The organism is Cognatundibacterium curvum, from assembly GCF_014284235.1.
In the GTDB taxonomy this organism is placed as follows: Bacteria; Pseudomonadota; Gammaproteobacteria; order Burkholderiales; family Burkholderiaceae_D; genus Undibacterium; species Undibacterium curvum.
In genome coordinates this window covers 226,168-251,617 of record NZ_JACOGD010000005.1, presented here as the reverse complement: position 1 = coordinate 251,617, position 25,450 = coordinate 226,168, and the positions used below count along the sequence as shown (strand labels likewise).

The window sequence follows — 25,450 nt, the reverse complement described above, 5'->3', positions numbered from 1 at the left end:
GACTGAAGAAAAAATCCGCGCTGCGGTTTCGCTTCAGTCCTGAAAATGGCTGTCACATTGAATGCATTGCTTTTGCCGGACCGGATTCAACACCAGGCACAGCTTGGGCAGGATGGCGTATAGCCGCTGTCAGCAATTGATCCAGCAGCGGCCCCAGCGTTTCCAGTGAGGCAGGTGACAGGATATTTTCATGTGAACAGTCAGGCAGACGATGAAGCTGTAACTGCTGCACATAAGGTTGCCAGCTGCTTTCCGGCTGGATGTAGGCGGGTAGCGATTGTTCAGCCACAAACAGGGTGACGGCACCGTCGTAGACCGGCGTCTGCGTGCCGGACAACAGTCTCACCGCATCCTTGTAATTAGCGAAAATCTGGCTCAGCATGGCTTCTTTTTCCTGCCGTAACAAGGCATCCTCTGCTGCCTCTGCTACCGCTGTCTGACCGGCATAAGCCTCGTTCAGCAATGCCGTCTGCTCACGTTCTGCCCCGATTGCCGCTTCAGCACCCTGAGGATCGGACCAGTCGTGGACTTCGGCCGGATAGGTATCCAGCAATCCAAGGAAGCTGACGGTTTCACCCAGCGCGCGTAATCTGGCCGCCACCCCATACGCCACGGTGCCACCCAGAGAATAGCCGAGCAGGAAATAAGGCCCCTGCGCCTGCACCTTACGTATGATGTCGAGCTGTGCATCGATCAGCACTTGCATCGTAGGGCTGCTGGCAATCAAGCCACCGGGGCGCGGTGATTGCAAACCGATGATGGCTTGTCCACTGTTCAGATAACGTGACAAGACACTGTATTGCCACGCAAAACCTGAGCCCGGATAGAAGCAAAACAAAGGCGTACCCTGTGCTTCGCGCAGATACAGCAGATGATCGAAACCCTGATTACCGAAATCATTCAGCATCACATCCTGATTCAATTGGGCGGCCAGCTTTGCCACGGTCGGTGCTGCCATGATCTGGCCTACTGTTACCGGACGCTGTAAGTCCCGGCGTATCTCTGACGCCAGACGCATCGCGAGTAGCGAATGGCCACCGATATGGAAGAAATTTTCATCGACGTAGACCTGATCCAGATTCAACACCCTGGCAAAAATCTGCGCCAGACGCATCTCCAGACCAGGTGCCGGTAAGCTGCCCTGGCGTTCCTGATCTTCAGATAAAGCAGCACGTACCAACGCTGGCTGGGCTAAGGCTTTACGGTCTAATTTGCCATTCGCACTTAAGGGAAGCTGGGGCAGTGCGACAAAAGCCACCGGTACCATATGAAGCGGCAAATGTTGCTGCAAATAGGTCTGTATGCGCAGACTGTCCAGTTCAGCACCTTGTGCCATCACCAGATAAGCGACCAGTTGGCGCTGATCTTCATTGCCCGTGGCGGCTGACGTATTGTTGAGCGTCATGGCATGTACCACCGCTGCATTCACATCTGGCAAGGTCAGTAACAGGGATTCAATTTCACCCAGTTCTATGCGTAGTCCACGGATCTTAATCTGATCATCAGCACGTCCCAGGTATTCAATTTCACCGCTGTCCAGCCAGCGCACCACGTCACCTGTACGATACATACGCTGCCCGCCATCAAGCTGGTCGGCGTAGGGGTCGGCTACGAAGCGGCTGGCGCTCAGATCGGCCCGCCCCAGGTAGCCCATGGCCAGCTGAGCGCCACATAAATACAGTTCGCCCTGACTGCCAGGCGGCACCGGACGCAGATACTGATCCAGCACGCGTAATTGCGTATTCCAGACTGGCCGTCCGATAGGCACGCCTGCCCCACCCTCACCCAGATCACCACAGGCAGGCCGGTAAGTCACATCCACTGCGGCTTCGGTCGGGCCATACAAATTATGTAAGCCTGCCTTGAAGCAGCCCGCAAATTCCTGCGCCAGGCTCTTGCTGAGCGCTTCGCCGCTGCAGAACACTAGCCGCAAACTACTGCATATTGCTTTTTGCTGCTGATCCAGGCCACGCATTTCCTGAACGGCACGCACAAACATGGCCAGCATAGAGGGTACAAAATGCATACAAGTGACGCCATGCTGTTCTATGCTACGCAGCAGCATGGCCGGGTCACGATGCGCATCCGGCGCCGCCATCACTAAGCGCGCACCGACCATCAGCGGCCAGAAAAACTCCCAGACTGACACGTCAAAACTGCAGGGTGTCTTTTGCAACACTACATCGTCTGTACTGAGCTGATAAGCGTGCTGCATCCACTCCAGCCGGTTGATGATGGCGTGGTGCGATACCAGTACGCCTTTGGGTTTTCCCGTGGTGCCTGAGGTATAAATGAGGTAAGCCGGATGCGCGGGTGTCAGCGCCAGTTCGATGGCTGGAAGTGCAGATGGCTCCGTGATGGCCGCGAGCTGATCAAACACCAGTATCTGGGCTGCATACTTCATCGTCGCGAAACGCGGATGGCATGCGCCGTCTGTGATCAGCAGCCGGGCCGATGCGTTGTCGAGCATATAGGCCAGACGCTCATCTGGATAGCCGGTATCCAGTGGCAGGTAAGCGGCTCCGGCTTCAATCACCGCCATGATAGCGATGCTCAGTTGTACCGAGCGCGGCAAAGCGATAGCGACAATATCACCGGGTTGCACACCGGTGCGCAATATGTCCCAGGCCAGGTTCATGACCTGATACCGCGTTTCTGCATAGGACAACTGATGCTGCGCATCAACCAGCGCAATCGCCTGCGGCGAACGCAAGGCTTGCGCCGCCAGCGCACTGCGCAGCGTCGCCGGTGCCAGCGCATGTTGTGTGGCATTGATCTGTTGTAGCCAGGCGATTTCCTGTGCCGTTTGTAAGCTAAAGCGCGATAGCGGCAAATCCGGCTGCGCCAACAAGCTACGCAGCAGCATAAGCACACGCTGCGCCAGGGCAGCGCTATCTTTTAACGCGCCCCGGTTTTCTACCAGCAGTTGTAACTCCTCACCGGGAATCACCAGCAGCGCCAGCGGATAATGGCTGTAGCCACGATTGTGAATCTCGCTGACTGTCAGACTATTGCCCTCACACCCATCCAGCTCTTGTGCGAGATAAGCATGATCAGGGTAGTTTTCCACTACCAGCAAAGTATCAAACAAATTCCGGTTTCCGGTATGAGGAATACCACTGCCGCCCGCTCCGGCTTCAGCGGCGATGCGCAGGATTTCCGCCAGTCCCAGGCCATCATGCTCCATCAGCTCACTATGCTGTTGCTGCATGGCTGGCAATTGCTCCCACAGAGAACGATGGGCTTGTAAAGTCACCCTGACTGGCAAGGTATTCAGGAATAAACCGACCTGTTCGTCTATGCCGTGGATGGACGCGCTGCGCCCTGCTACCGGGCTGCCAAACACCACTTCATCGCGTCCGGCCAGACTGCTCAACACCATAGCCCAGATACCTTGCATCAGCACATTCAGAGTCAGTCCACGCTGTCTGAGCTCCATCATCAATTGCTGTGTCAACTCTGCAGGCAGCCGGACCAGGCACTCATCGACCTGCGCCTGCGGCTTCACATGTTCAAACAAGAGCGTGGGCTGGACTTGCTGCAAACTGGCGCGCCACTTTGCCCAGCTGGCCTGCATATCGCGTTGCGTCAGTTGCCGCATCAGTGATGCATAACTGGTCGGCAATGCAGGCAGTTGTGGCAGTTGATGGCGATAGGCCTCAAACACATCGCGCAGTAATAGCGGTGTAGACCAGCCATCGATCACCAGATGATGTATCACCAGTATCAGCACATGTTGACTGGCATGCAGATGTACCAATGCCGCTTGTATCAGGCCGCCAAACTCCGGGCCGGAATGATGGCGCTGCAACAGCTGCTGCTCTATTGCGCTCAGTTGCAGCATCTGCTCCGTTTCACTGATCCCAGACAAATCTATTTCCTGCCAGGGCCAGTTGCTGGCTGCTGCTGTCCCTTCCTCTGGAAGCAGGAATACCGGTTCATCACCCGTTTCCATATCAAACAGGCCGCATAACTGCGGATAGCGCGACAAGGTGGCGTTCAGTGCACGATGCAAACGGGCGCCATCCATCACACCTGTGAAATGCAGCCGTGTGTAGGCGTTATAGCTACTGGCCTGATCCCCCATCTGGGCATGGAACAGCATCCCTTTTTGCAGCGGTAACACAGGGACTGCATCGGCAAAACCGCCATAACGCTGCTGTAAATCCGCCAGTTGCTGAGCCGGTAAAGCCCAGGCATTCCGGGTCAGTTCAGGAACAGCTTGCCTGCTACGCACAGCGCCCAGTTTATCTGCCATCTGACGTGGAGTTCGTTGTGAAAACACTGCACTGGGGCGTAGTTCAAAACCGGCCTGACGCAGTTCTGAGCACAGGATAATGGCGGAAATACTGTCGCCCCCTAAGGCAAAGAAATCGTCATCGACACCGGTGTGCGGTAATTTCAACACCTTAGCCATCAATTGGCAAAGCAGCTTTTCCTGCTCGCTACTGGCAGCGCTGTCGCTGCTGAGCAAGTGCATGTGTGCGTTTGGCGAAGGCAGCCGCTTTCTGTCGACTTTGCCGCTGACATTGCGCGGAAATTCAGGCAGCACGACGAGAGCAGATGGCACCATATAATCAGGTAAAGTGCTGCGCAGCTCACTTAGCAGTTTCTGGCTGATCTGACTGCGGATCGCATCCCGGTCTGCGCTATGTTGAGCATGTTCAGCCATGTCAGTATCAGGCACCACACAATACGCAATCAGACGATGGCTATGATTGAGGGACTCTGCAAGCACCACTGCGCTTTCCACACCGGGCAACAGCGACAAGGCATTTTCCACTTCACCGATTTCCACCCGATAGCCGCGTACCTTAATCTGATCATCGACGCGGCCTATGAACTCCAGATACCCGGCTTCATTCCAGCGTACCAGATCGCCGCTGCGGTACATACGCGCACCTGTATTTGCCGTCCCCACTTCGGGCTGAATAAATGGATTGGCAACGAAGCGGGTCGCGCTTAAGTCAGCGCGTGCAAGATAGCCCTGCGCCAGCCCCTGTCCGGACACATACAATTCACCGACCACGCCCAGCGGCACCGGCTGCAGGCAGGCATCCAGCACATGCACCGTGGTATTGCCTATCGGCCGTCCGATGACCTGCGATGCACTCGCAGCGAGCGGTGCGCGCAAGGTATCTACCGTGTATTCGGTGGGTCCATACATGTTATGCGCCTGCAAATGTGGGAAAGCACGCAATTGCTGCCACAAAGCAGCAGGTGCCGCTTCACCACCGATCAGTATCAGCGTCAGCGCGTGACGCCCTTCCGCCATCAAACCATTGTTCAGCATTTGCGCCAGAAAGGACGGCGGCAAATCCATCGCGTCTATCTGCCAGCGATCGACTTCCTGCACCAGTTGATACGCATCCCGCCTGACTTCTTCATCGAACACGATCAGCTCTTGTCCATGCAAGAGCCAGAATATCTGCAGCCAGGACGAGTCGAAAGAAAACGAATGCGTATGCGCCGCGCGCAGCATCCGGCCCGGGCTGGTACGCCGCACCGCATCCATCGCTGGCTGATACACACTGGACTGATGGGACAGAAACAAATTCAGCAAAGCCCCGTGCGTATTCATCACGCCCTTGGGTCTGCCGGTACTGCCTGAGGTAAAAATAACATAGGCGACATCGTCCGCAGCAAGTCTGCTGTCGCGGCTGAAGCAGACGGCATGGCCGGGCAGCGCGGCCAGCGAAGCGCGCAGCGCAGCACTATCCATATCAAGACGTGGAATAGCGGCAGGTAATTCCGTCGCCACCGCACACTGGCTCAGCACCAGCAAAGGACAAGCATCTTCACACATCAGCGCAATGCGTTCGGATGGATAATCCAGGTCCAGCGGCAAGTAGCTGGCACCGGAAGACAACACAGCCAGCATGGCAATCAGCGCATCGGCACAACGGGGTAGCGCTACGGCCACCGCCTTGCCACGGCCAGCACCATGCTGTTGCAACAAGCGTGTCAGGCGCGCCACCTGCATCGCCAGTTCGGAAAAAGTCAGACGCTGATCGCCGCAAATCAATGCGATGGCTTGCGGTGTTTGCGCTGCCTGGCGGAAGAAAATTTCTGCGATACTGCACAGCTGCGCTGAGGCTTCCGGCTCTGCCGTATTTGCCGTATCTGCGGGATGCGCAATGACTGGACCTTGCGCGTACACTGCCAGATTCGACTGGTCTTGGGCAGTCAGCAAGCTGATACGGGCAAGTGCGCTATCCGGTGCTTGCAGACAGTTTTCCAGCAACTGAAGTATGCGGTTCGCATGGTCACATAATTCCTGATGCTGATAGCGCGCGCTGTCGGCACGTAATTCCAGTGTCAGCTGCTCTTGGTGCATGACGATGCCAAACTCAATATCATCTATCGGCCCGGTTGCGAGATGATGGGTAACACCAGTCAGACCGGCAAAGTCCAGCCTGTAGTCAAACATCTTGTAATTGATCAGCGCGCCATACAGCTTTTGTGCTGAACCGACCCATCCCAAATCACGCTGTATGCGCTCTGCATCGTAACGCTGATGCTTACGCACTTGCGCCATCGCCTGTCTGACTTGCGCCGCCACATCCAGCCAGCTCATCGCCGCATGCATTTGCAGCTTTAAGGGCAGCACATTGACTACCGGTGCGACAGCATCTATCGCGACCGAACCCATACGCCGCATCCATGGCACACCTATGCTTTGCTGCGCCTGTCCGGTCATACGATACAGATACACCGCCAGCAGGCCATATAAGAGATCCGCCAGCGTCAGTCTGGCATGCAGACTGGCGATTAGCCTCTGTAAGGCAGTCAGCACCGGTGCTGGTAGCCGGATCTGATGCAGCACCAGATCCGCAGTACCTTGCATAGCGCCAGGATGACGGGACAGACTCAGCGGTACCGGCAAATCGCTGCAGTATGCTTGCCAGAATGCGCGGTCTGTTTCGAATTGCGCTGATTGCTGATAAGCCGCGTGTTCTGCGATGACGGCATCCACCGCGATGAAGGGCGAAGCTGGTAGCGCGTCAGGGTTCGCGCTGAGCAGCGCACTGTAAATCGCTGCAATACGGCGTGTCAGCGCAGTAAAACTATACCCATCCAGCATGATGTGATGGTAGCGCTGATACCACAGCACTTCGGACTTAGCGCCATCGCTCACCATGAACAGCGCTTGCCGGTACAAAGGCTGCGTCCCGTCTGCAATCAGCCCGGCCTGGGTATCGGTCCACATCCATTGCAAAGCCTGTGCCTTACTGTCGCTCAGACTGCGAAAATCATAGACTTCCGGCACAGAGATATCGTCTGCAGTTAGCGCTTGCCGTATGCGTTGCAGCGGTAACTGCACATCGGATGTAGACTGCGCCTCTGAGACAGTATAGACCGCCGTGACGGTATCGGCTTCAGCCAGCCCCTGCCGTATCGCCTGTTGCAAGACATTGATCTGCACGGCTGCATCCAGCGCGATGTAATGCGATATCACATAAAGATTTTTATGCTCAGATACCTGATCGGCCAGCCAGATACCTTGCTGGGTGCCGGTTAAGGGCACATCCCGGAACTGGCTGTCATTGGAAATCTGCAGCTCAGGAAGTGCGGATAGCTGTTGCATGCTGCGCTCCTCAGGCTGCGTTATTGAAAGGATTAATGAAAGGATTAATGAAAGGATTAATGCTGGTCCAGTGCAGCGTTATGTAGTCCAGACATTCCTTGCGAGAGGCAGGGCCGAATGCACATTCCCAACCAACAGGCTGTGCCGCAAACACTGGCCATAAACTGTATTCTTTGCGCACATTGACCAGCACACTGAATTGCAATTGTTCGTCGTCGAAAGGATTGAGGTAGTTGTCGTGACTCATGATGAAATATCGCTTCCCTGATTGAATGTCGCAAAAAAATAGAATGAAATGTGTGAGCGTTCAGGCCAGCGCTGACAGCAAATCGCAAAGCCCGCTCAGTAAGCCATTGCGCCAGCATATCCAGTCATGACCACCGCGAAATTCGCGATAAGAAATCGGATGTCCGGCTGACTTCAGAGCAGCACACATGGCTTGATTGACGCCAGTCATGTCGGTCTCATAGCAACCGACTTCCATCCAGACGCGCAAGCTGCCGGGAGGTACTGAGCCGCTGCGGACTTGCCGGGTCAGCCAGCCCTGATCACCAGTCTCATTGGCATCTGGCCACCAAAACGAACCGGATTGGCTTAGCACCAGACCAAAGCGTTGTGGCCAATGCCAGGCGGCATACATGGCAGCCAGTCCGCCGTAACTTTGGCCAGCCACCAGGCTACGCCGGGGATCAGCGCTGAAGGCTTGTAAGGCACAGGCTTGCGGCAGTAACTCTTGCTGCACAGCGAGCCAAAAATCCGCATTACAAGTCAGATCGCTGGCACGCTGGGTGTGGTTCATCGCATCGATGAACAGATAGACCGCAGCAGGCAAATCGCCGCGCGCACTCAATTCATCCAAAGCCGGAAACAGGGGCATGTGCTGCGCCCAGTACTGACCATCCAGTAACAACACCAGCGGCAAATTGCTGTCGACTGTGTCTGCGTTTTTCCCTTGCGTGCGGTACAGCCAGACATTGCGATCGGTGTGCAGGCGACTGCTGTTCCAGCGTAAAGTTTGCAATTGTCCGCGCAGTGCCGGGCTATTTCGTGAATCGGTTTCTAAACCAGATTCAAGCTGCTGCCAGACAGCATGCTTGACTGCCTGTGACAAACTTAGACGGGACAAGGAGACGCCCGAGCCATTGCTATGTGTGGGTAGCGGATTCAAGCTGTCAGACTGTGCCCGCGCCACCATCAGCTCTGTCCACCATTGCCGCATTTGCGCGCGTGTTGCACCCGATGGCGGCAGATGCTGCTTTTCTGCAGGTAGCAGAAAATAACTGCCACACCAGTCCTTAGGCAGCACCGTCTGCCAGCACCAGACATCGCTCTGCCCTATGCGCTGCAAGGAACTCAGCTGTTGCAGCGGATGTGGCGTATGCGAATACACGTCGATGTAGACCTGCTGGCATGCAGAGTTTTGTGGCCCACCCTGCGGATCTCGCCACAAAAAAATGACTTGATCGCTCGCTTCATCCATAGACTGAATCAAAGGCGTACCGGTCTGCTGCACCGCCTGCCACCAGGCCGGACTGCCCAGATCGGCGCGCTGCAGCAGAGGATGTCTGGGCAGCGCTGGTGATATCGGCCTCATGCTGCCCACACGCTGTCTTTGGGGCCATGTCGCACACGACGCGCAGTCAGCCAGCATGCCCAGGCAAACATCAGCGCAGCCACAAAACCGACCAGATCAACGCTGAGGCTGGCCAGACTCAGATGCATCCACACGCCGGAACCGGGCAGCAGCCATGCCATCAGGCTGGTCAGCGGTATCGCCAGCGCGGCGATGCTGCACACAGCCAGCAAATCCACCGCTGCACGCGCCGCACCGCGCCAGAATCCCCAACTCAGTGCCGCCACAAAAACGCTGTAATACACGGCCAGATAAGCATGGTTGATATGGCTGACCCAGGCATGCATCAGCTTGCCGGCAACCATGGTGAAACACACAGCTGCTATCGCGCCCAGGCACACACCTACCGTTGCCGCAGCCATCCATCGTGTAGCGCGCGACTGGATCACAGCAGGCTGATTCGCTTGCTGGTTAGATTGCTGCTTAGCTTGTTGGTTTTTGCGACGTTTTTCCACCCACAGCAAATTTCCGGAATAGAACAGAAACGCACCGCTGAGACCAAACACAAAGTACACCCAGCGCATCAGGTCACCACCGAAGCTGCCGAAATGCAGGGAAAAGAATGGAATAGTCAGCGCACTCCAGACATTGCCCTGACCCGGTAACATGCTGGTATCGATCACTTGTCCAGTGTAAGGCTGTATCAGTACATAGGCGGCCTGCGGCCCCTGTACCAAATATTCAGGACTCAGCAGGGCGGCGCGCGCCACAGGGCGTGGCCCCTCCAGCCCCATGAACAGGATTTCCTGCAGACGGGCATCCGGTGCTGCCTGCTGCAGCTTTTCTATCAATGCGCTGACCGGCAACATGTTCGCGACATTGTGCGTCTCACTGGTATGGACAGCTGGCCGGGTAAACATCGGCGTATCGCCATACACCACGCGCGACAGACTGCCGTAAAACAAATCATGAAAAGCAAAGACCACGACCGTGATACTGATCAGTACATGAAACGGCAGGCTGAGTATGCCTATGATGTTGTGGGCATCCAGCCAGAAGCGCTTGCGGTTTTTGCCGGGTCGCAGCGCAAAAAAATCCTTGACCAGGGTAGGCAATAACAAGATCACACCTGACACCAGCGCCAGAAAATACATGGCACCGGCGATACCCATCAGATAGGTACCCAGATACTCATCGCCCAGTGTTCCGGGGATACCGGCAGTACGATGCAGCATATCGATCAGCTCGGCCAGCAGCGAAGGTGTTTCGGCACGCGCAGTGAATTGCCCCACTTCATTCAGCGTGCCCAGCCAGCGTTGCGCGGACAAATCCAGCTCATGCCCGCTTTCGCTGCCAGTCCAGCTCAGTGGCGCAGCGATGTTTTCCTGCTGCGTCAGATGCAAAGTAAATTCCTGACGTGCTTCCGGACGCTGTTGCAGCATAGCGCGCACCAGTTCATCCAGTTGGGCAGGATTCATCGCAACCGGCGCGGACGCGCCATGGCTGGCTGGCGGGCTGATCCAGCGATCCAGTGGTTGCTTGAACATGGTCAGGGCACCGGCAAAAAAACCGATGAATAACAACATACCGGTCGTGATACCGACCCAGGTATGTAAGGACTGATAGATACGAAGAATATCGCTACGAATTTTCATGATAAAGACAAGAGAACAGGCATTCCACGGGAGATCCACAACAACAGGTAAGCAAGCAGATTGGCCGCCAGCAGCCAAAGTACGGCCAGCATACCCGTGCGAAACAGATAGACCAGACTAAAGATCACCAGCCATAGCGGCGTGATCATCCACATCACGAACTGAACCTTGTTCGGTGCGCTGATACCGCCTGGCCCCCACCAGGCAAACAACCCGCAGACAGCGAATGCCAGTGTCAGCCCCAACACTGCACCAGCTAAGGTTTTGCTCCACCAGTCAGGATGGATAGCGGGCTTTTTTTGCGGCTTGACTGCAGCCGGGCTGGCATTAGCATCCATGTTCAGCCTTCTTCGCAAACAGTAAAAAAATCAGAGAAAAAAATGGCAGCAAGCTGAGTGTCAGCATACTGATGACCAGCCAGGCAAACACCGAGGCAGCGGTGCTATAAGCCTGCGCACCCACCACGGGTGCCAGCAATAACAGAGCAATGCCTGCATAGCGCCAGGGTGTCGGCGGCAAAGGTTGCGCTAACCATGCCTGATGACGATGGCTCAGATACAGTAGCGCACAAGCCGTCACGGTGAGGAGTAAAAAGAGTAGTTTCATGATCCAGGTACTAAAACGAAAATTTGTTATCCAATACGGCACGGGTGATAAAGCGCCAGAACCAGCTGCTCGCAATTCACTGAGTCATCTGTTCCTGCATCACGCAGCCAGCGTCGCACCGCCATCCACCACCAGATCCTGCATGGTGATATGACTGGCCAGATCGGAGGCAAGGAAAACCACGGTGTTGGCGATTTCTCTGGGGGTCGCAATTTTTTTTAAAGGAATGCCCAGCTTGTATTGCTCAGGCAAACCCTCTATGGTTCGCTGCATACTCGCTTCGCTGGGCAGCATGGCGCGCAGCATGGGCGTGTCGGTCGATCCGGGAGAGACCAGATTGCAGCGCACTCCATATTCAGCCAGCTCCAGCGCAACGCAATGACTGAGGCTGACCAGGGCGGATTTGGACGCACAATAGGCACTCATATTCATACGCGGCACATGGGCAGCATTGGAAGCGAGGTTCACAATACAACCGGACGCTTGCTGCTTAAATTGCGGCATGAGTTGAGACAGCAGATAAAACACACCGCTGACATTGATATCGAAACTGCTCTTCCAGTCATCCAGCGTCAGGGTTTCCAGCAAGCCCAGACGCAAGATGCCAGCGGCATTGACCAGTACATCCAGACGCGGCATTTCCAGCAATAGCTGTTGACAGACACGCGCGACCTCGACGCGATCCGTAATATCCAGCACCACTGTTTTAAACGGATAACGCTTGCCCTCCTGTGTACCCAGTTCACTTTCGAAATGACGATCCAGACCGACCACCCTCGCACCCAGCTGACGGAAGGTCATGGCGATCTGATAGCCTATACCCCGCCCGGCACCGGTGACCCAGACTTGCTGGCCCTCAAACTGCAGACGCGGCGGCGGTGCCTGCTTGGGAAGCGGAGCCTTGGCCACCTGCTCCGGCGTTGCACGCATCATAGTAAGCTCCTCACGCTGCCTGCTTTTGCGAGTAAAGCGTCCACCATGCGTTCAGGCTAGGCTTTCTGGCTAACTCTTCAAATGTCACCTTGATGCCATATTTCTCCCATTCCGCCACCAGACTCATCACCTGCACTGAGTCCAGACCGTAGTCCATCAGATTGTCATCATCCGCGAATTCACTTTCGCCTTCATCGATATAGCTGAGCAAGAGTTGTCTGAGCTGTTCGCGATTCATCACAGGGTGCGCAGGCGAGGCTGTTGACACAGAGGTGTCCAGTAGCTGCGCCATGCTGAGCACAGCACCACATCGGCCCGCCACATAACTCAATGCCATGTGATGTTCCTGTTCTGTGAAATCGGCCACGCCGTCGCTGATCATAAAGGGCTGGATATCACGCATGAATGCATCGAGCGCAGTCGTCATACAGCCGATGTGTGCATACACGCCGACGATCAGTAACTGGTCACGCTGCCACTCCTGCATCAGTTGCTGCAGGGATGAGCGTTGAAATGCGCTATAGCGCCACTTGACCAGGACGGTATCGTCAGCCTCAGGCTGGAGCGCAGCGACCACCGCTTTCAGGGCCGGATCAGCCTTCGTCAGGCCAGGTCCCCACATATCATTCAGCAGCGCGCGGTCTAGTGGATTTTGTTCTGCAGGCTGAGCGGTGTACACGACAGGAATACCCGCCGCTTTGGCCCAACGCCGGATGGCGCTGATATTCGCAATCAGTTCATGTACCAGTGGATTATCTGTGCCATAAAAGCGCAGAAAATATTCCTGCATATCATGGATCAGCAAAACTGCCCGCGTGGCATCTGGTTTCCACTGCACACGGTTTGCAGGTAAATCATGGGCAGATGGCAGGGTGTAAAACGGTATCACTGGAATCGACATGGCTAGCTCTTTGGGTATAAATTCAGTTCAGTTCAGACCTGGGCGGCAAGGGCTTTGCCCTGTGCTAATCCTGCGTGCAGATGCGCACGCAGGCTTTGTTTATCGGTCTTTCCTACCGCCGTCAGCGGCAAACGTTCAAGAATTTGAAAACGGTCAGGCAATTTGAAATCGGCCACGCCTTGCTCGCGCAGATACTGGCGCAAACTGACGGCACGCAGCGTGCTGTCGCTGACCACGATGCAGGCGCAGCTTTTTTCACCGAGTGCAGCATCCGGAATCGAGATCAAAGCGGCTTGCACAATTGCGGGATGCTTCAGTAGTAAATTCTCGATTTCTTCAGCAGCGATTTTTTCACCGCCACGATTAATCTGATCCTTGACGCGGCCAACCACGCGCAAATAGCCGTCCGCCGTTTTTTGCACCAGATCACCGGACGCATAAAAGCCATTGGCATTGATGACTTGCAGATTGTGTTCGGGTGCCTGATAGTAGCCACGGAAGGTGTAGGGGCCACGCGTCAGCAACAGCCCTGTTTCGCCATCAGCCACCGCTACGCCATCCTGATCCACCACCAACACTTCGTCATCCGGGCACATAGGACGGCCCTGGCTGGTAAAAATTTTGTCTTCGCTGTCATCCAGTCTGGTGTAATTCACCAAGCCTTCTGCCATGCCAAACACCTGTTGCAGCTGACAGCCCAGTTCAGCCGGAACACGTCTGGCCAGGGCTTCTGCAAAGCTGGCGCCACCGACTTGCAGTAAGCGCAAAGACCGCAATTGCTGTTGCCTGCCCGCTGCGGCCTGCAGCCATAAAATCACTGCGGATGGCACCAGTGCTGCCATGTTGACCTGATGCTGTGCGATCAGCGCGAAGCAGCGCACTGGCTCCGGGTCCAATGCCAGTACCACAGTACCTCCGACATAGAACACCCCCAGACTGCCGGGCGAACTGAGCAAATAATTGTGCCCGGCTGGCAGCGCGCACAGATAGCGTGTGGCAGGGCTGAGTGCGCAGATTTCGGCACTGCGCCGCACACTGTAATAGTAGTCATTGTGAGTACGCGGTATCAGCTTAGGCGTACCAGTGCTGCCACCTGATAGCTGGAAAAATGCAACTTCATCCGCAGGCGTCGTCTGCATGGCGTTAACGGTGTCACTCTGCTGACTGATCAGGTCGGCTAAATCTTCCGCATAGTCCGTCGCGCCCAGTATCACGATATTGCGCAATGCCGGTATCTCGGTCCGCAGTTCATTGCTGAATCCAGCATCGGTAAACAACTGATGCCGCGCTGAGGCAATCAGCAAGCTGGGTTGTAATTGACTGGCATAAGAAGAAAGCTCAAGTCGCTGATGGCTGAATAAGGCATTGACCGGTGCAATGCCTGCCTTGAGCAGCGCAAAAAAGACGATGTAAAACTCTGCCACATTGGGTAATTGCACCAGGGCGGTATCGCCGGGGCCAAGTCCGCGTTGATGCAGGACACGTGCAAGTCGTTCCGCATCATCGTTGAGTTGACGATAGCTATATTGGCGCTCACCGCAAATGACGGCGATATGCTCAGGCTGTGACGCCGCCTGACGCTGCAGGATGTCGGTCAATGGCAGGTCCAGCCAGTAAGCCTGTTGCCGATAATGTCTGGCCAGATCACTGGGCCAGCGGCTGAAAGGAAGCAGCGGTTTGCGGGAAATCTCTGCACTCATACCAGCACCTCATCCGCCGCTTGCGGCTGCTGTTGCTGAGTTTGTTGCTGAGTTTGTTGTTGTGCTGCGCTGTGCTTTTCTGCCGGCTGTATGTCTATGCCTAAAGCATTGAGCATGGTTTGCAATTTCGCCTGCGTTTCTGCCCATTCAGATTCAGGACAGGATGCGGCCACGATGCCGGCACCGGCAAATAACTGCACCTGCTTTTCCTGCACCAGTCCACAACGTATGCTGACCGCCCACTCGCCCTCGCCCTCAGCATCACACCAACCCACCATGCCGCCAAACAAACCACGTTCAAACGGTTCAACCAGGCTGATCAGTTTGCGTGCCAGCTGGGTTGGATAGCCACACAGGGCGGGCGTAGGATGTAGCTGACAGGCGAGTTCCAGCACTGACATGGCGGGATCGGCCGGAATGCCTTCAATTGCTGTCGACAAATGCCACATCGACGCGGTGCTGATTAAGGATGGTGTCGCTGGCACCGTCAGCTCACTGCACAGAGTTTGCATAACGCGCTGCAGGTCTTCGATGACCAGGCTGTGCTCATACAAGTCTTTGTCTGAGTGCAGCAAATCCTGGCTGACTTGTTGATCCAGCGCGGGCGTGGCCTGACGCCGTGCCGAGCCCGCCAGCGGATTGGAATAAATACGGCCCGCATGCTTCCTGAGCAGTAGTTCCGGACTCGCACCGATCAGTTCAGCGCCGTTCGCTGTGCGCATACGGAATTGATAGCCGACCGGATTTTGCGCTAACAAACGCGCAAAGAGCTGAGCCGGATCGATATTCTCCGCCAGTCCGACTTCGAGCAGGCGTGACAGCACCACTTTACGGATATCGCTGAAATGAAAGTTTGCAATCGCCTGTTGCACGCCTTGCCGGAAGCGGATTTCTTCCGGCACGCTGCGTGCGTAAGTCGCTTGCGGCAAATTTGTCTGCGTTGACTGTGCAACAGCAGGCTGATCCTGACGTTTAAAAAATTCAACCGTCTGTGGAATGGCCAGACTGACAGGCTGCCTCAGATCAAATGGAAGCGCACCGATCACGATGGGATGTGCTATACCCCTGCTACGGGCACGTTCCAGTGCGGCCTGGACATGAGCCTGAAACTGCGCGGGTTCACGCCCCTCAGCCCGGGCTGGCATGGTGATCCATTCTGCTACGCCAGTCGCGCGCACACAGCGATGCGCTGACATGAATTGAAATACCGCTGATTCTGTATTGGCGCCGTGTTCGTCTTTGCGTGCGCCGGATGGAAATGCAAGCATGCTCATATCCTCACTAGCCTTAAAAAATATCGCTACGCTCTCAGTGCTCACACTGAAAATCTAAGCATTTCATTGGCTGGCGCTACGCTGGCTCGCTCCGCGTTTTGCGGGATAGTCCTGCTCCTCAGTCGCCTTCAGCCTGTGGCTGTTGGTGTGTGATGGAGTTAGCAAATTATTGGCAGTCAGGACTGTGGAGTGAATTGCTCCATGTCCTGACCACTTGTTACGATGTTGACGATGATGACTTGATGTGGCTAAGGCGGTGGCAGCGCGCGCATGTGCAGCACACCGCCACCGCTGGCTTATACGTTTTTAGAATGCATAGGTCGCGCTGACGTAGTAATTGCGGCCCAGTTCAAAGGTCTGGAAGTTTTTGTTTTTCTCTTCCAGGCTGACATTAGTCAGATTTTTCACACCAAAACGCAAGGTCGTGTTCTTGTTGAGCTTAGCGGCGAAGGTCGCGTCATAGCGCGTATAAGCTGGCAAGTCATTGCCCTCGAAGTATTGCTTACCCACGTAATTGGCAGCCAGCGTGGTTTGCAGATTATCCGTCGCTTTCCAATTCAGGCTGACGTTGAGCATGTTTTCCGGACGATTATCGAGCTTGCTGAGCTTGCCGTTTTCATCGATGTATTCCGCCTTCAGATGCGTCAGATTGCCCGCCACCGACACACCGGAACCCAGCTCCACATCCGCCTGCAATTCCAGCCCACGGGTCTTGGCTTTGGCCACATTCGCCCATTTGCGCGAAGGACCAGCGGCATCATAGAGAGAGACGATCATGTTATCGAGTTCATTTTTAAACACGACAGCGGTGAAGTTCCAGGCTTTCTGATGCACTTCCACACCGATTTCATAGTTGGTGCTTTTTTCCGGCGACAAGTTTGGATTACCGGCCAGGAAGCATTTACCGCCACAACTGACCACGCTGTATTCTTTCGTGATTTGATACGCATCCGGTGCTTTAAAACCTTTGGTGATACCGCCTTTGACCGTGACTGCATCGTTGGCCTGATAGGTCAGGTAAGTCTTAGGTGAGAAGTGATTGCCAAACGCATCGTTCTTATCAAAACGTCCGCCCAGTGTCAGGTTCAGGCCCTTGAGCAAATTGATTTCATCTTCGGCAAACAAGGCAGAAGTACGGGTACTGACACCACCGCTTTTATAGACCATGTCAGAAATTTTCTGATCGCGGAAATCAAAACCGACGGTCATCGCATTGATGCCAAAATTGGTATTGGCATACAGCTTGGCGTAAGTATTTTCTTCTTTGATGAATCGTTGCTGCGGCTTGTTATAGCGTGAATTGAAATCATCAATGCTGGCAGATTCACGACTGACATAGGCCGTGGTCGTACCCCAGTCCCAACTGGCCTTGTGGTTCAGACCGTAGGTATTGCGGGTGATTTCCTGCTCACGGTAATCCTTAGCTTCATAGTTCCATTGCGGGAAATAGGCGTAGTAGTACATGCCATACGGACGTTTGTCTTTGTTGTAGCCAAAGTCGATATCCAGGGTCTGCGTTTCCGACAATTTCCAGGTGGCGGTCGTCATCAGATTCTGCGAACGTTTTTGCTCAAGACGTGGTGCGTGAATTGGATCGGCATCAGAAAACCAAGGCTGACGATCATACATTTCGCCACTGATGGACAGGCTCAGCTTGTCATTGATGGCACCAGAGGTGGAAGCACCAAGACGATACTGATCCCCATTTGTACCCGAGGCGATGCGACGGTATTCGCTGCTGACACTGCCTATCCATTGCTTGCCCGGTTCTTTGGTAATGATGTTGACCACACCACCGATCGCATCCGAGCCGTACAGCGCAGCCATAGGACCACGCACAATTTCCACGCGCTTGATGCTGTTCAAAGGAATAGAACTGAAATCGAAATCACCGCCACGCCACAACACACCGGAAGAAGAAACCCGTCTGCCATTGAGCAGCATCAGCGTGTATTTGCCACCCAGGCCACGGATCTGAATTTCATCGCGGCCAGTGCCGTCGGTCATGTTATTCACGCCCACCGTTTCACGTAACAGGTCAGCCAGACTGTTCACCGGTGACTTGGCAATATCATCCTCGGTCACGACGGTGGTAAATGCTGGCGCCGCCGCTATGGTATGGGCACGCAAGGTCGCCGTGACCACCACCACAGAACCGTCTGCTGAATCTGCAGCCTCAACTGCCAGCGCGGATTGCGTCCCTATACTTGCAATTGCCAGGGCCAGGATTTTCTTTGCAAATGACATTTCTTTCCTCGGTAACAATAAGATCAATAAACGCAAATGATACTGATTCTCATTTGTGTTTGCAAATACTTTGTGAAATAATTAATTGTTCCCAGAAACAAGGTCAACCGCATGCGTGCTTTAAGCATGAAACAGAGGGAGGATAAGAATATGCCAGTCACCGCCTTCGCAATGCGACAGCTGCCTGGCAAACTGCACATCGGCAAAGATGAAGTTCTCGTGGTGCTGGCCAGACGTCAGTTGGCAGCACAGATGAAGCTGGCCTACTTAGATGAGGCAGAGCAAACCCGCTATCATGCCTATGTGTTTGCGGCGGACAAACAAAGGCACTTACTCGCACATAGTCTGAAACGCGAGATCCTGGCTAAGCTGCTCAACAAAGCCCCCGCACAGCTGAAATTTCAAACAAATTCCAACGGCAAGCCCGGTCTGAGCGGGGAGAACTTACAGTTCAATATCTCGCATAGCGGCGATTGGGTCGCCCTCGCCTTCTGTCATACGCATGCAGTCGGCATCGATGTTGAGCAAAGCAAGCCGCTAGATTATCTAAGCCTGCTGCCGTCTGTCGCGCATCCTCACGATGATCTGGCATGGCAGGAAGGTTCCACAGCGACCCGCTTCATCGCGCTCTGGAGCATGAAGGAGGCCGTCAGCAAGTGTGCAGGATTCGGCCTGTCCCTTCCCCTCAACAGCTTGCGACTGAAGCGCATAGGCGATCAGACTTACAGCTGCAGCCTGCAGGAACAGCATTGGCAAGTCATGCATCGCATACGGGATGCGCACCACGTCGCCATCGCACTCCCTGCCCACTCTACAGCCACGCGCATCAGGCTGATTGAACTTGGAGAGCTCAATGAGCTTGGTGAGCTTGGTAAACTGAGTGAACGCTATAAGTTCAGCGATCCCAAAGCGCTTCAGGACACAGCCATGCAGTCCGCTTAGCCTGCGTCAGGCACACCAGGGTCGGCTCATTTTTCACGCGCCATCTCAAGCACAATGGCACGGACTTTATTGTTGAGGATCAGGCAGTAGCGGCGGTGTGGCATCGCGATAAGTCAGATGGGACATCCAGATTTCATGGATGCGATCATCGTACATTCGCAACTGACAGGCAGCAGTCTCATAAAAACGCGCACTGCCCTGCTCGCGGCTATACAGAGAATCACAATGCTGACGCAGATACTTTTCCCAGGCTTCCTGAGTTTTGATTAATTCTTTAGCGCTGCCCCAGACCACACTGTCCTGCTTCTGCGCAGCCAGAAAATATTTCTGAAACTTCGCAATCTTCAACTCAAGCTGCCCATTCATGCACGCTGTGAGCTCCACCGTATCTTTGCTATTCGCACATACCGCCACGTTTTGCGCTGCCCACGCCACATTACCAAACAAGGCAAAAACGGCGGCAAACACAGACATCGTTAATGTTGATTTTTTCATTTTCAGAGAGGAAATTTGTGGTTGAAGTTATTTTGAAACTCAATTTTCTGAGAGCGATTTGCACATGGATGGAATGCATTTCTTTTTCCATGAGTTAATATTAGATCATATAAATATACCAACAATGCAACTTAACACAAAATATTTTCAATATTATCAATCAACACAAAAATAGTTTCTTTACGCAGCGACTCTGGCTATGTATGGCTTGCTTTTACGGGAGCTCCCCCCTGTCGCCGTCTCAAATAAGTGCTTGCTCATAGAGTACCTTCGTTTTTTCTACTCATGTCATTGTGATAATATTGCTAACGGCGGCTTTTATACTTCCATCCGAAGTAAAAAATAAATTCATGACGTGATAAACAAAAGAGAGTGTGTTCAATGGCAAAAAAAGTCGAAAACCTGAATGCGGTGCCAGATAGCGCGATACATTGGTCTCCCAGCATGATCGACTTATGTCAGAAGCCGCTGACCGGAATTCCCTCAACACTTTTAAACGAGGATGCTAGCTACATCCAAAACTGCGCGGTGTTGCAAACTGAAATGCTTGCTTACTACGATTGGACGCCTGTGCAAGCCCGCTTGCTGCAATGGCATGGCCTAGACGCTTTGGATTCCGTTCTCAAATCAGTCTTGGAAAAAAAGTACATCTCCGAATTGGGCCTGGATCTGTTACTTCAAGTCCATGACGAACGCGTAACGGATGCCTTGCTGCCCTACTCCAAGTTGCCGGCAATTAAAGGGGCTCTGCTTAAGCAGGTTGCACAATGGCCGCTCTTCATCTTGGCAAAATTAATTTCGACTCATCCTACGCGCCATCAGGCAACAGCAAACTTGGTGGTGGAATTAATCCTAACGCATCCAGACTGGCTGGCACCACTGCAAGCGAAGTGTGACGAGACACAATTAAAAACACTGCAACGCCTTTTAGAACCAGAAGCGATGTCAGAGGCTACGCTCGAGGAATTGCCTGAAATTCTCCGCAATCCCTATTGGCGCAATAGGCGTGCATTACCAAAAGTAGCGCAATTAGCACTTGATCCACTGCACGATAAGATGCAAGTTTTTTCTCCGCACTATTCTGAACTTGCTCGACATCGTTTAGCGGATGAAGCGACTCAGATAGTCGAGGAACTCGAAAAGAAAATGCCTGCTTTTCTTGCTCGTCACAATCCTGAGGGGTGCCACAACTGGTCGCTTGCGCACAAGGCGCTGTTTGCCTTAGGGGGCAAACCAGATGCACTGGAACGACTATTGACTGGAGCTAGCGCGAGCTCAGATGATTTCGCCTACCCCCCCTATGGACTCCACGATTTGACTTGCTTTTCAGCCTTATTTGTTTTACCCAAACCGGTTGCGGACAAGGTGTTTCGGTACGCAAAGGTACGCAATATTTTCGAGTATGTTTTGTCAAGCTGGGGTGATTCGTGGTATTCCTTACTGAATCATTTTGAGGACAGGTTTATTTCACCAATAGGGCGGGTGGCAGGCACCATGCAATCGACCCGTCAATTACCGCAGTTCCTTGAAGTCGAGTCTGATGATCTGGCCTTAGCTATGGCATGCTTGTTAGTTAAAAACAAGTGGGCAAAACCCTCGGCGCGCGTCTGGCTCTCGCGTTATCCGGCAACTGCGGCACGTGGTCTGTTGCCGTTTGCATTTGGCGCCGATGTCACGTCGCGAGAAACAGCCCAATACGCCTTGCGTTGGCTTTGCGCAAATGGACATGGTGAAAGCATGATTTCACAGGCGAACCGTTATGGTACCGCCACGGTTGATGCGCTCACAAGTTTATTATCCGTGGCACCTGAAGAGATACTTCCAGAAAAACTTCCTGCTGCGCCGAAAAACCTTCATCTCGCTGGCCTGCCACGTTTAATTTTGAAAGATAGTGGACATGCTATCCCCACCACTTCCTTGCCAGATGTTGTGATGTGTTTGATGCTAAGTAAAACCGATGAACCCTATGCCGGACTGAGCACACTACTGGAAAGCATCACGCCAGAATCATTTGCCCGTTTCGGCCAAGCCTTATTCAAATGGTGGCAAGACAATGGCAATCCTCCCAAGGACCGCTGGATCTTCGATGCCCAGGGCGTGCTAGGTAATGATGAAACGGCACGTCAACTCTACATCGCACTGCGTCAGTGGCGTGCAGCATTGAGCCGAATTCGTGCCTATGACGCGATGAATATGTTAGCGCAAATCGGTAGCGATGTAGCCTTGATGTACTTGCATACCCTGAGCCAGCAAACCCGTTTTAATGATTTGAAAGGGCGTGCTGCGGATCTGTTGCGTGGTGTCGGCGAGCAGCGTGGCTTGAGTCTGGAACAGTTGGCAGATCGCACCGTGCCAGATTTAGGCCTGGACAGGAATGGTAAGCTTAATCTTGATTTTGGCACCAGACAGTTTTCGCTAAGTGTAGATCAGCGCCTGATGCCTAATATTAAGGATGGGGATGGAAAAATACTCAAAGATTTACCAAAACCTAATTCGAAAGACGACCCCGCATTATCGAAAGAAGCAGCCGCACTGTACAAAGATTTAAAGAAACAACTCAAGAGTATCGCCAGCCATCAGCTGCAACGCCTGGAGGCTGCCATGTGTGCACAAAGACGTTGGAGCACCGAAGAATTCATGACTTTATTTGTGCGCCATCCATTGCTTCAACATGTGGCCCAAGGGCTAATCTGGGGCGTGTATAACGAGGAAAATCAGCTAATTGCCGCTTGCCGGGTAGCAGAAGATTTTAGCTTAAGCGACAGCGAAGACGATGATTATCAATTGCCTGAAAACTGTAGCATGGGGATTGCGCATACGCTGGAACTGACGTCACATGCAAGATCAGCTTTTGGACAACGGTTGAGCGATTACCAAATTCTACCGCCCTTCATTCAACTGACACGGGAAAGCTATCTGCTCGATCAAAAAGACGCGGCGAAAAGTGAATTATCTGAATGGGTAGGGCGCAGTGTCAGGATAGCCAGCCTGCTTGGCTTGGAACAACGCGGTTGGAAGCGCAGCGTCGGTGAGGATGGCATCATTGATAGCTTAAGCAAACAGCTTATCGATGAGTCGAGCATGGTTTGTCAGTTCGAAGGCGAGTGGTTCGTTGGCACTCCAGCTGATGGCAAAGAAGTGATGCAAATTCGACGGATAGGCTTGAGTAATCCACAGCAAAAAATGGCGCAGCTGGACGCAATTTCCTATAGCGAAATCCAAAGGGACCTCCACTTCATGACCTGGTTCGTCGCATGATGACTGCAAACCGGACACTCTGACCTGAACAACAGCTAAGGCAATCAACAATGCCAAAGGAGAGTGAAAAGTTGTACCGATTCGGTGTATATGCTTGAAGAGCAAGGAGCAGCAATTAACACAGATCGAAAACATCACTCTGAGTAAGGTGCAGCTCAAACTGCATCTGTTGGCGTGGTTTGTTTAATGATTTCTTCTCATAACCGATCGCGGTACGAATTACCAAATCAGCAGTTCACCCAGCAATAAGCTGAGCGCAGCCAATGCTTCGATATTGCGGGTGTTTCTGCACGATAGGTCATCAGTGAAAATTGTATTCATCAAGGCGGCAGCCTCCGGATAACCAGCATCGCCGACCTGCTTAGCCTGCGCATACCAACGTTTGCGCTGTGGTTGCGCTGCGTGGCGCAATCCCTGGCGCAAGTGTTGACCCAGTAAATTCTGTGTCTCGCGTAAAAGCAACTGCCTCGCATTTCCAGGAAGCGGTACTTCTTGCAAGGCCATTTTTTGCGGTGCACCGGCCTCAAAGGCAAGCACGATAGCGCGCTGTTGTGTCATTACACTCATGGGTCGGATCCCTACGCCACCAGATTCCAACCAAACTGGGCCAGCGATACTGAGTACACTTCCCCACTCGCCGCTGAGCGCTCGTGCCAGCGTATCGACCGCACCGGGTGTTAAGTGTTGGTAGGGAAGATGCCAGCATAGCGTGATGTGATCAAAGCTCTCCCAACGTGCAAACAGGGTTTGCTTTGCGGCATCCCAAGCCCAATTTAGCAGAGTCATCTCGGTCAATGACAAGACCTGCCAATGGCTACCAACTTGACCTGGCCGCAGACAAGATGGCGGGCGATTCGCTAGAAATTGAAGCAAGTCATTCAACTGTGTAAAGCGAAGTGGCGGCTGCAGGTCATTCCATGACGCGGGAGAGAGCGGAAATACGCTGGTTTGACGGGCATTTCCGCCTAATTCGAGAGTGGCATTGGCACGCCGTTTGGCCGCTTTTGTGACTAATTGGCTGCTCGCCAATGATTTGAGAGACTGTCCTGAAAGCCGACGGTTTAGCAAACTGTCAGGACTATTCGAAGCATCAGTGAGACGCGGCCAGGAACGCTCAAGTACCAAGACAGATTGCGTGTCGGGATCGGCAAATACCAGGCTTGCTCCTTCGCTTACATCGTCGCGCCAAAGCTCAGTACCCAGCGAAATCAAGCGCAGCAAATCGAGTGTTACTTCACCTTTCTGGCCTATCCCTAGTATCTGGCTTGCCGGTAGCCGCGGATTAATCACGCTGCCAGCACGGCTTGCTGCCTGCAAGCGCCCCCAGAGTTCTGCTAACGAGTTGAGCAAATCGACGCTATCGAAGCGATTGGAGCGCCGTTCTTGTGCTTGCAACATGTGCCAAACTGATTCCAGTTCCGCCATTACCCACGTCCAGCCCCGCTGCGCCAAATCTGCCTGTAAGCTCGCATAATGCGCTTCAAGACCCAATAACGGCTGCGCTGATCCTTCGTTCCATATCAAACTTAACCATGCATGCAGCTGCGTCACTAATGCAATATCGGCTGGAGTTTGCATAGTGCCAGCTAATTGCACTTGCAACTCAATTTGGCCAAACGGCGTAATTTCCAGGTTGACCTCAGCACTTTCAACACGATCAGCGCCATCAGTTTGTAATTGCTGCGCCAGTCGACAAGCCCAGATCGCCAACACCACATGGACACAGCCTACTCCTTGCTGACAGTCGCAACGCGCATGCGCCAGATTACTACGTGAAAAAAAACGAACGTTGCTCATAGCCAGACTGACGCCAAGTACTTTGGGGGCGCTGGCAGATCCGGAAATTACTGTGGCAAGTGGACGGGTCAACGCGAGTTTGCGCGCTTGTTCAATTACCGTCGGTGAAAATACGGCGGCAACGGCCTCATCATCGAATTGCGCCGGGCTCCAGTCGTCCTCAGCCACTTCTGCGTGCGCAGGTTTGCCGGCTGCGTTCCCATACAATGCCTGATAAGCCAATACCAAGGTGACACGATGTCGGCACATACCGCTGGCGATACAGGTACAGGCGGCGTCACGCAAAGACTCACTGAGTCCGATCTGGGTTCGTATACCATCTTCAAACAGAGCATGCACCGTGCCATCAACATCTTGGCTTAAGTTTGGAAGTTGTCCGGCTGCGACATCTTTTTGGCCGCGTTTAACAAAGCCAGGATTGGCCAGTGCCGTCAGCGCCTCGGGCCTTAACTCAAGTAGATCCTGACGTAAATTCATTGTA

Annotated in this window: 15 protein-coding genes; 2 read left to right on the top strand and 13 right to left on the bottom strand. The window is 53.7% G+C overall.

Annotated features, from left to right (window positions below; all coding sequences use genetic code 11):
* Positions 1-52 precede the first annotated feature (52 nt).
* The 11 genes from H8K43_RS11305 to H8K43_RS11255 form a co-directional block, all read right to left on the bottom strand.
* Complete coding sequence (locus tag H8K43_RS11305) at positions 53-7,588, bottom strand: non-ribosomal peptide synthetase (protein WP_186903931.1); 7,536 nt, start codon at positions 7,586-7,588, stop codon at positions 53-55.
* A 10-nt stretch (positions 7,589-7,598) separates the two neighbouring features.
* Positions 7,599-7,835: an MbtH family protein gene (locus tag H8K43_RS11300; protein WP_186903930.1), complete on the bottom strand. Its 237-nt coding sequence runs from the start codon at positions 7,833-7,835 to the stop codon at positions 7,599-7,601.
* 60 nt (positions 7,836-7,895) lie between these two features.
* The gene (gene fes / locus H8K43_RS11295; RefSeq protein ID WP_186903929.1) at positions 7,896-9,182 is read right to left on the bottom strand and encodes an enterochelin esterase; all 1,287 of its coding nucleotides are present in this window, start codon (positions 9,180-9,182) and stop codon (positions 7,896-7,898) included.
* Positions 9,179-10,816 carry a PepSY-associated TM helix domain-containing protein gene (locus tag H8K43_RS11290; RefSeq protein ID WP_186903928.1) on the bottom strand — a complete coding sequence of 546 codons (1,638 nt, stop codon included), beginning with the start codon at positions 10,814-10,816 and terminating at the stop codon, positions 9,179-9,181. Before H8K43_RS11290 ends, fes begins: the two co-directional genes overlap by 4 nt.
* Positions 10,813-11,154, bottom strand: coding sequence for a hypothetical protein (locus tag H8K43_RS11285; RefSeq protein WP_186903927.1), 342 nt, complete (start codon positions 11,152-11,154; stop codon positions 10,813-10,815). The genes H8K43_RS11290 and H8K43_RS11285 overlap by 4 nt, the downstream gene beginning before the upstream one ends.
* The gene (locus H8K43_RS11280) at positions 11,144-11,422 is read right to left on the bottom strand and encodes a hypothetical protein (protein ID WP_186903926.1); all 279 of its coding nucleotides are present in this window, start codon (positions 11,420-11,422) and stop codon (positions 11,144-11,146) included. Before H8K43_RS11280 ends, H8K43_RS11285 begins: the two co-directional genes overlap by 11 nt.
* 99 nt (positions 11,423-11,521) lie before the next feature.
* Positions 11,522-12,355 (bottom strand): 2,3-dihydro-2,3-dihydroxybenzoate dehydrogenase, encoded by an 834-nt coding sequence (gene dhbA / locus H8K43_RS11275; protein ID WP_230403871.1) that lies wholly within the window; start codon positions 12,353-12,355, stop codon positions 11,522-11,524.
* A 10-nt stretch (positions 12,356-12,365) separates the two neighbouring features.
* Positions 12,366-13,256: an isochorismatase family protein gene (locus tag H8K43_RS11270; RefSeq protein WP_186903925.1), complete on the bottom strand. Its 891-nt coding sequence runs from the start codon at positions 13,254-13,256 to the stop codon at positions 12,366-12,368.
* Positions 13,257-13,288: 32 nt separating this feature from the next.
* On the bottom strand, positions 13,289-14,956 hold the full coding sequence (locus H8K43_RS11265; protein WP_186903924.1) for a (2,3-dihydroxybenzoyl)adenylate synthase: 1,668 nt from the start codon (positions 14,954-14,956) through the stop codon (positions 13,289-13,291).
* Complete coding sequence (locus H8K43_RS11260) at positions 14,953-16,224, bottom strand: isochorismate synthase (RefSeq protein WP_186903923.1); 1,272 nt, start codon at positions 16,222-16,224, stop codon at positions 14,953-14,955. Before H8K43_RS11260 ends, H8K43_RS11265 begins: the two co-directional genes overlap by 4 nt.
* 312 nt (positions 16,225-16,536) lie before the next feature.
* Positions 16,537-18,477 carry a TonB-dependent receptor plug domain-containing protein gene (locus tag H8K43_RS11255; protein WP_186903922.1) on the bottom strand — a complete coding sequence of 647 codons (1,941 nt, stop codon included), beginning with the start codon at positions 18,475-18,477 and terminating at the stop codon, positions 16,537-16,539.
* A 150-nt stretch (positions 18,478-18,627) separates the two neighbouring features.
* Between H8K43_RS11255 and H8K43_RS11250 the strand changes: the two genes are divergently transcribed.
* Entirely contained in the window at positions 18,628-19,419 is a 792-nt protein-coding gene (locus H8K43_RS11250; RefSeq protein ID WP_186903921.1) for a 4'-phosphopantetheinyl transferase family protein, read from the top strand.
* Between the two features lie 66 nt (positions 19,420-19,485).
* Here H8K43_RS11250 and H8K43_RS11245 read toward each other — a convergent pair whose 3' ends face one another.
* Positions 19,486-19,893 (bottom strand): lysozyme inhibitor LprI family protein, encoded by a 408-nt coding sequence (locus H8K43_RS11245; RefSeq protein ID WP_186903920.1) that lies wholly within the window; start codon positions 19,891-19,893, stop codon positions 19,486-19,488.
* A gap of 402 nt (positions 19,894-20,295) precedes the next feature.
* On the opposite strand from H8K43_RS11245, the gene H8K43_RS11240 reads away from it, so the two are divergent.
* Positions 20,296-23,172, top strand: coding sequence for a DUF4132 domain-containing protein (locus tag H8K43_RS11240; RefSeq protein ID WP_186903919.1), 2,877 nt, complete (start codon positions 20,296-20,298; stop codon positions 23,170-23,172).
* 219 nt (positions 23,173-23,391) lie between these two features.
* Here the strand turns inward: H8K43_RS11240 and H8K43_RS11235 are convergent, their stop codons facing one another.
* Positions 23,392-25,446: an SWIM zinc finger family protein gene (locus tag H8K43_RS11235; protein ID WP_186903918.1), complete on the bottom strand. Its 2,055-nt coding sequence runs from the start codon at positions 25,444-25,446 to the stop codon at positions 23,392-23,394.
* Between the last annotated feature and the right edge of the window lie 4 nt (positions 25,447-25,450).

What these genes read in the sequence shown, in the direction of transcription:
- H8K43_RS11235 (WP_186903918.1), bottom strand. Translation starts at nt 25,446, where the DNA reads ATGAATTTACGTCAGGATCTACTTGAGTTAAGGCCCGAGGCGCTGACG.
- H8K43_RS11270 (WP_186903925.1), bottom strand. Translation starts at nt 13,256, where the DNA reads ATGTCGATTCCAGTGATACCGTTTTACACCCTGCCATCTGCCCATGAT.
- H8K43_RS11240 (WP_186903919.1), top strand. Translation starts at nt 20,296, where the DNA reads ATGGCAAAAAAAGTCGAAAACCTGAATGCGGTGCCAGATAGCGCGATA.
- fes (WP_186903929.1), bottom strand. Translation starts at nt 9,182, where the DNA reads ATGAGGCCGATATCACCAGCGCTGCCCAGACATCCTCTGCTGCAGCGC.
- H8K43_RS11300 (WP_186903930.1), bottom strand. Translation starts at nt 7,835, where the DNA reads ATGAGTCACGACAACTACCTCAATCCTTTCGACGACGAACAATTGCAA.
- H8K43_RS11260 (WP_186903923.1), bottom strand. Translation starts at nt 16,224, where the DNA reads ATGCTTGCATTTCCATCCGGCGCACGCAAAGACGAACACGGCGCCAAT.
- H8K43_RS11290 (WP_186903928.1), bottom strand. Translation starts at nt 10,816, where the DNA reads ATGAAAATTCGTAGCGATATTCTTCGTATCTATCAGTCCTTACATACC.
- H8K43_RS11255 (WP_186903922.1), bottom strand. Translation starts at nt 18,477, where the DNA reads ATGTCATTTGCAAAGAAAATCCTGGCCCTGGCAATTGCAAGTATAGGG.
- H8K43_RS11245 (WP_186903920.1), bottom strand. Translation starts at nt 19,893, where the DNA reads ATGTCTGTGTTTGCCGCCGTTTTTGCCTTGTTTGGTAATGTGGCGTGG.
- H8K43_RS11250 (WP_186903921.1), top strand. Translation starts at nt 18,628, where the DNA reads ATGCCAGTCACCGCCTTCGCAATGCGACAGCTGCCTGGCAAACTGCAC.
- H8K43_RS11305 (WP_186903931.1), bottom strand. Translation starts at nt 7,588, where the DNA reads ATGCAACAGCTATCCGCACTTCCTGAGCTGCAGATTTCCAATGACAGC.
- H8K43_RS11280 (WP_186903926.1), bottom strand. Translation starts at nt 11,422, where the DNA reads ATGAAACTACTCTTTTTACTCCTCACCGTGACGGCTTGTGCGCTACTG.
- dhbA (WP_230403871.1), bottom strand. Translation starts at nt 12,355, where the DNA reads ATGATGCGTGCAACGCCGGAGCAGGTGGCCAAGGCTCCGCTTCCCAAG.
- H8K43_RS11285 (WP_186903927.1), bottom strand. Translation starts at nt 11,154, where the DNA reads ATGGATGCTAATGCCAGCCCGGCTGCAGTCAAGCCGCAAAAAAAGCCC.
- H8K43_RS11265 (WP_186903924.1), bottom strand. Translation starts at nt 14,956, where the DNA reads ATGAGTGCAGAGATTTCCCGCAAACCGCTGCTTCCTTTCAGCCGCTGG.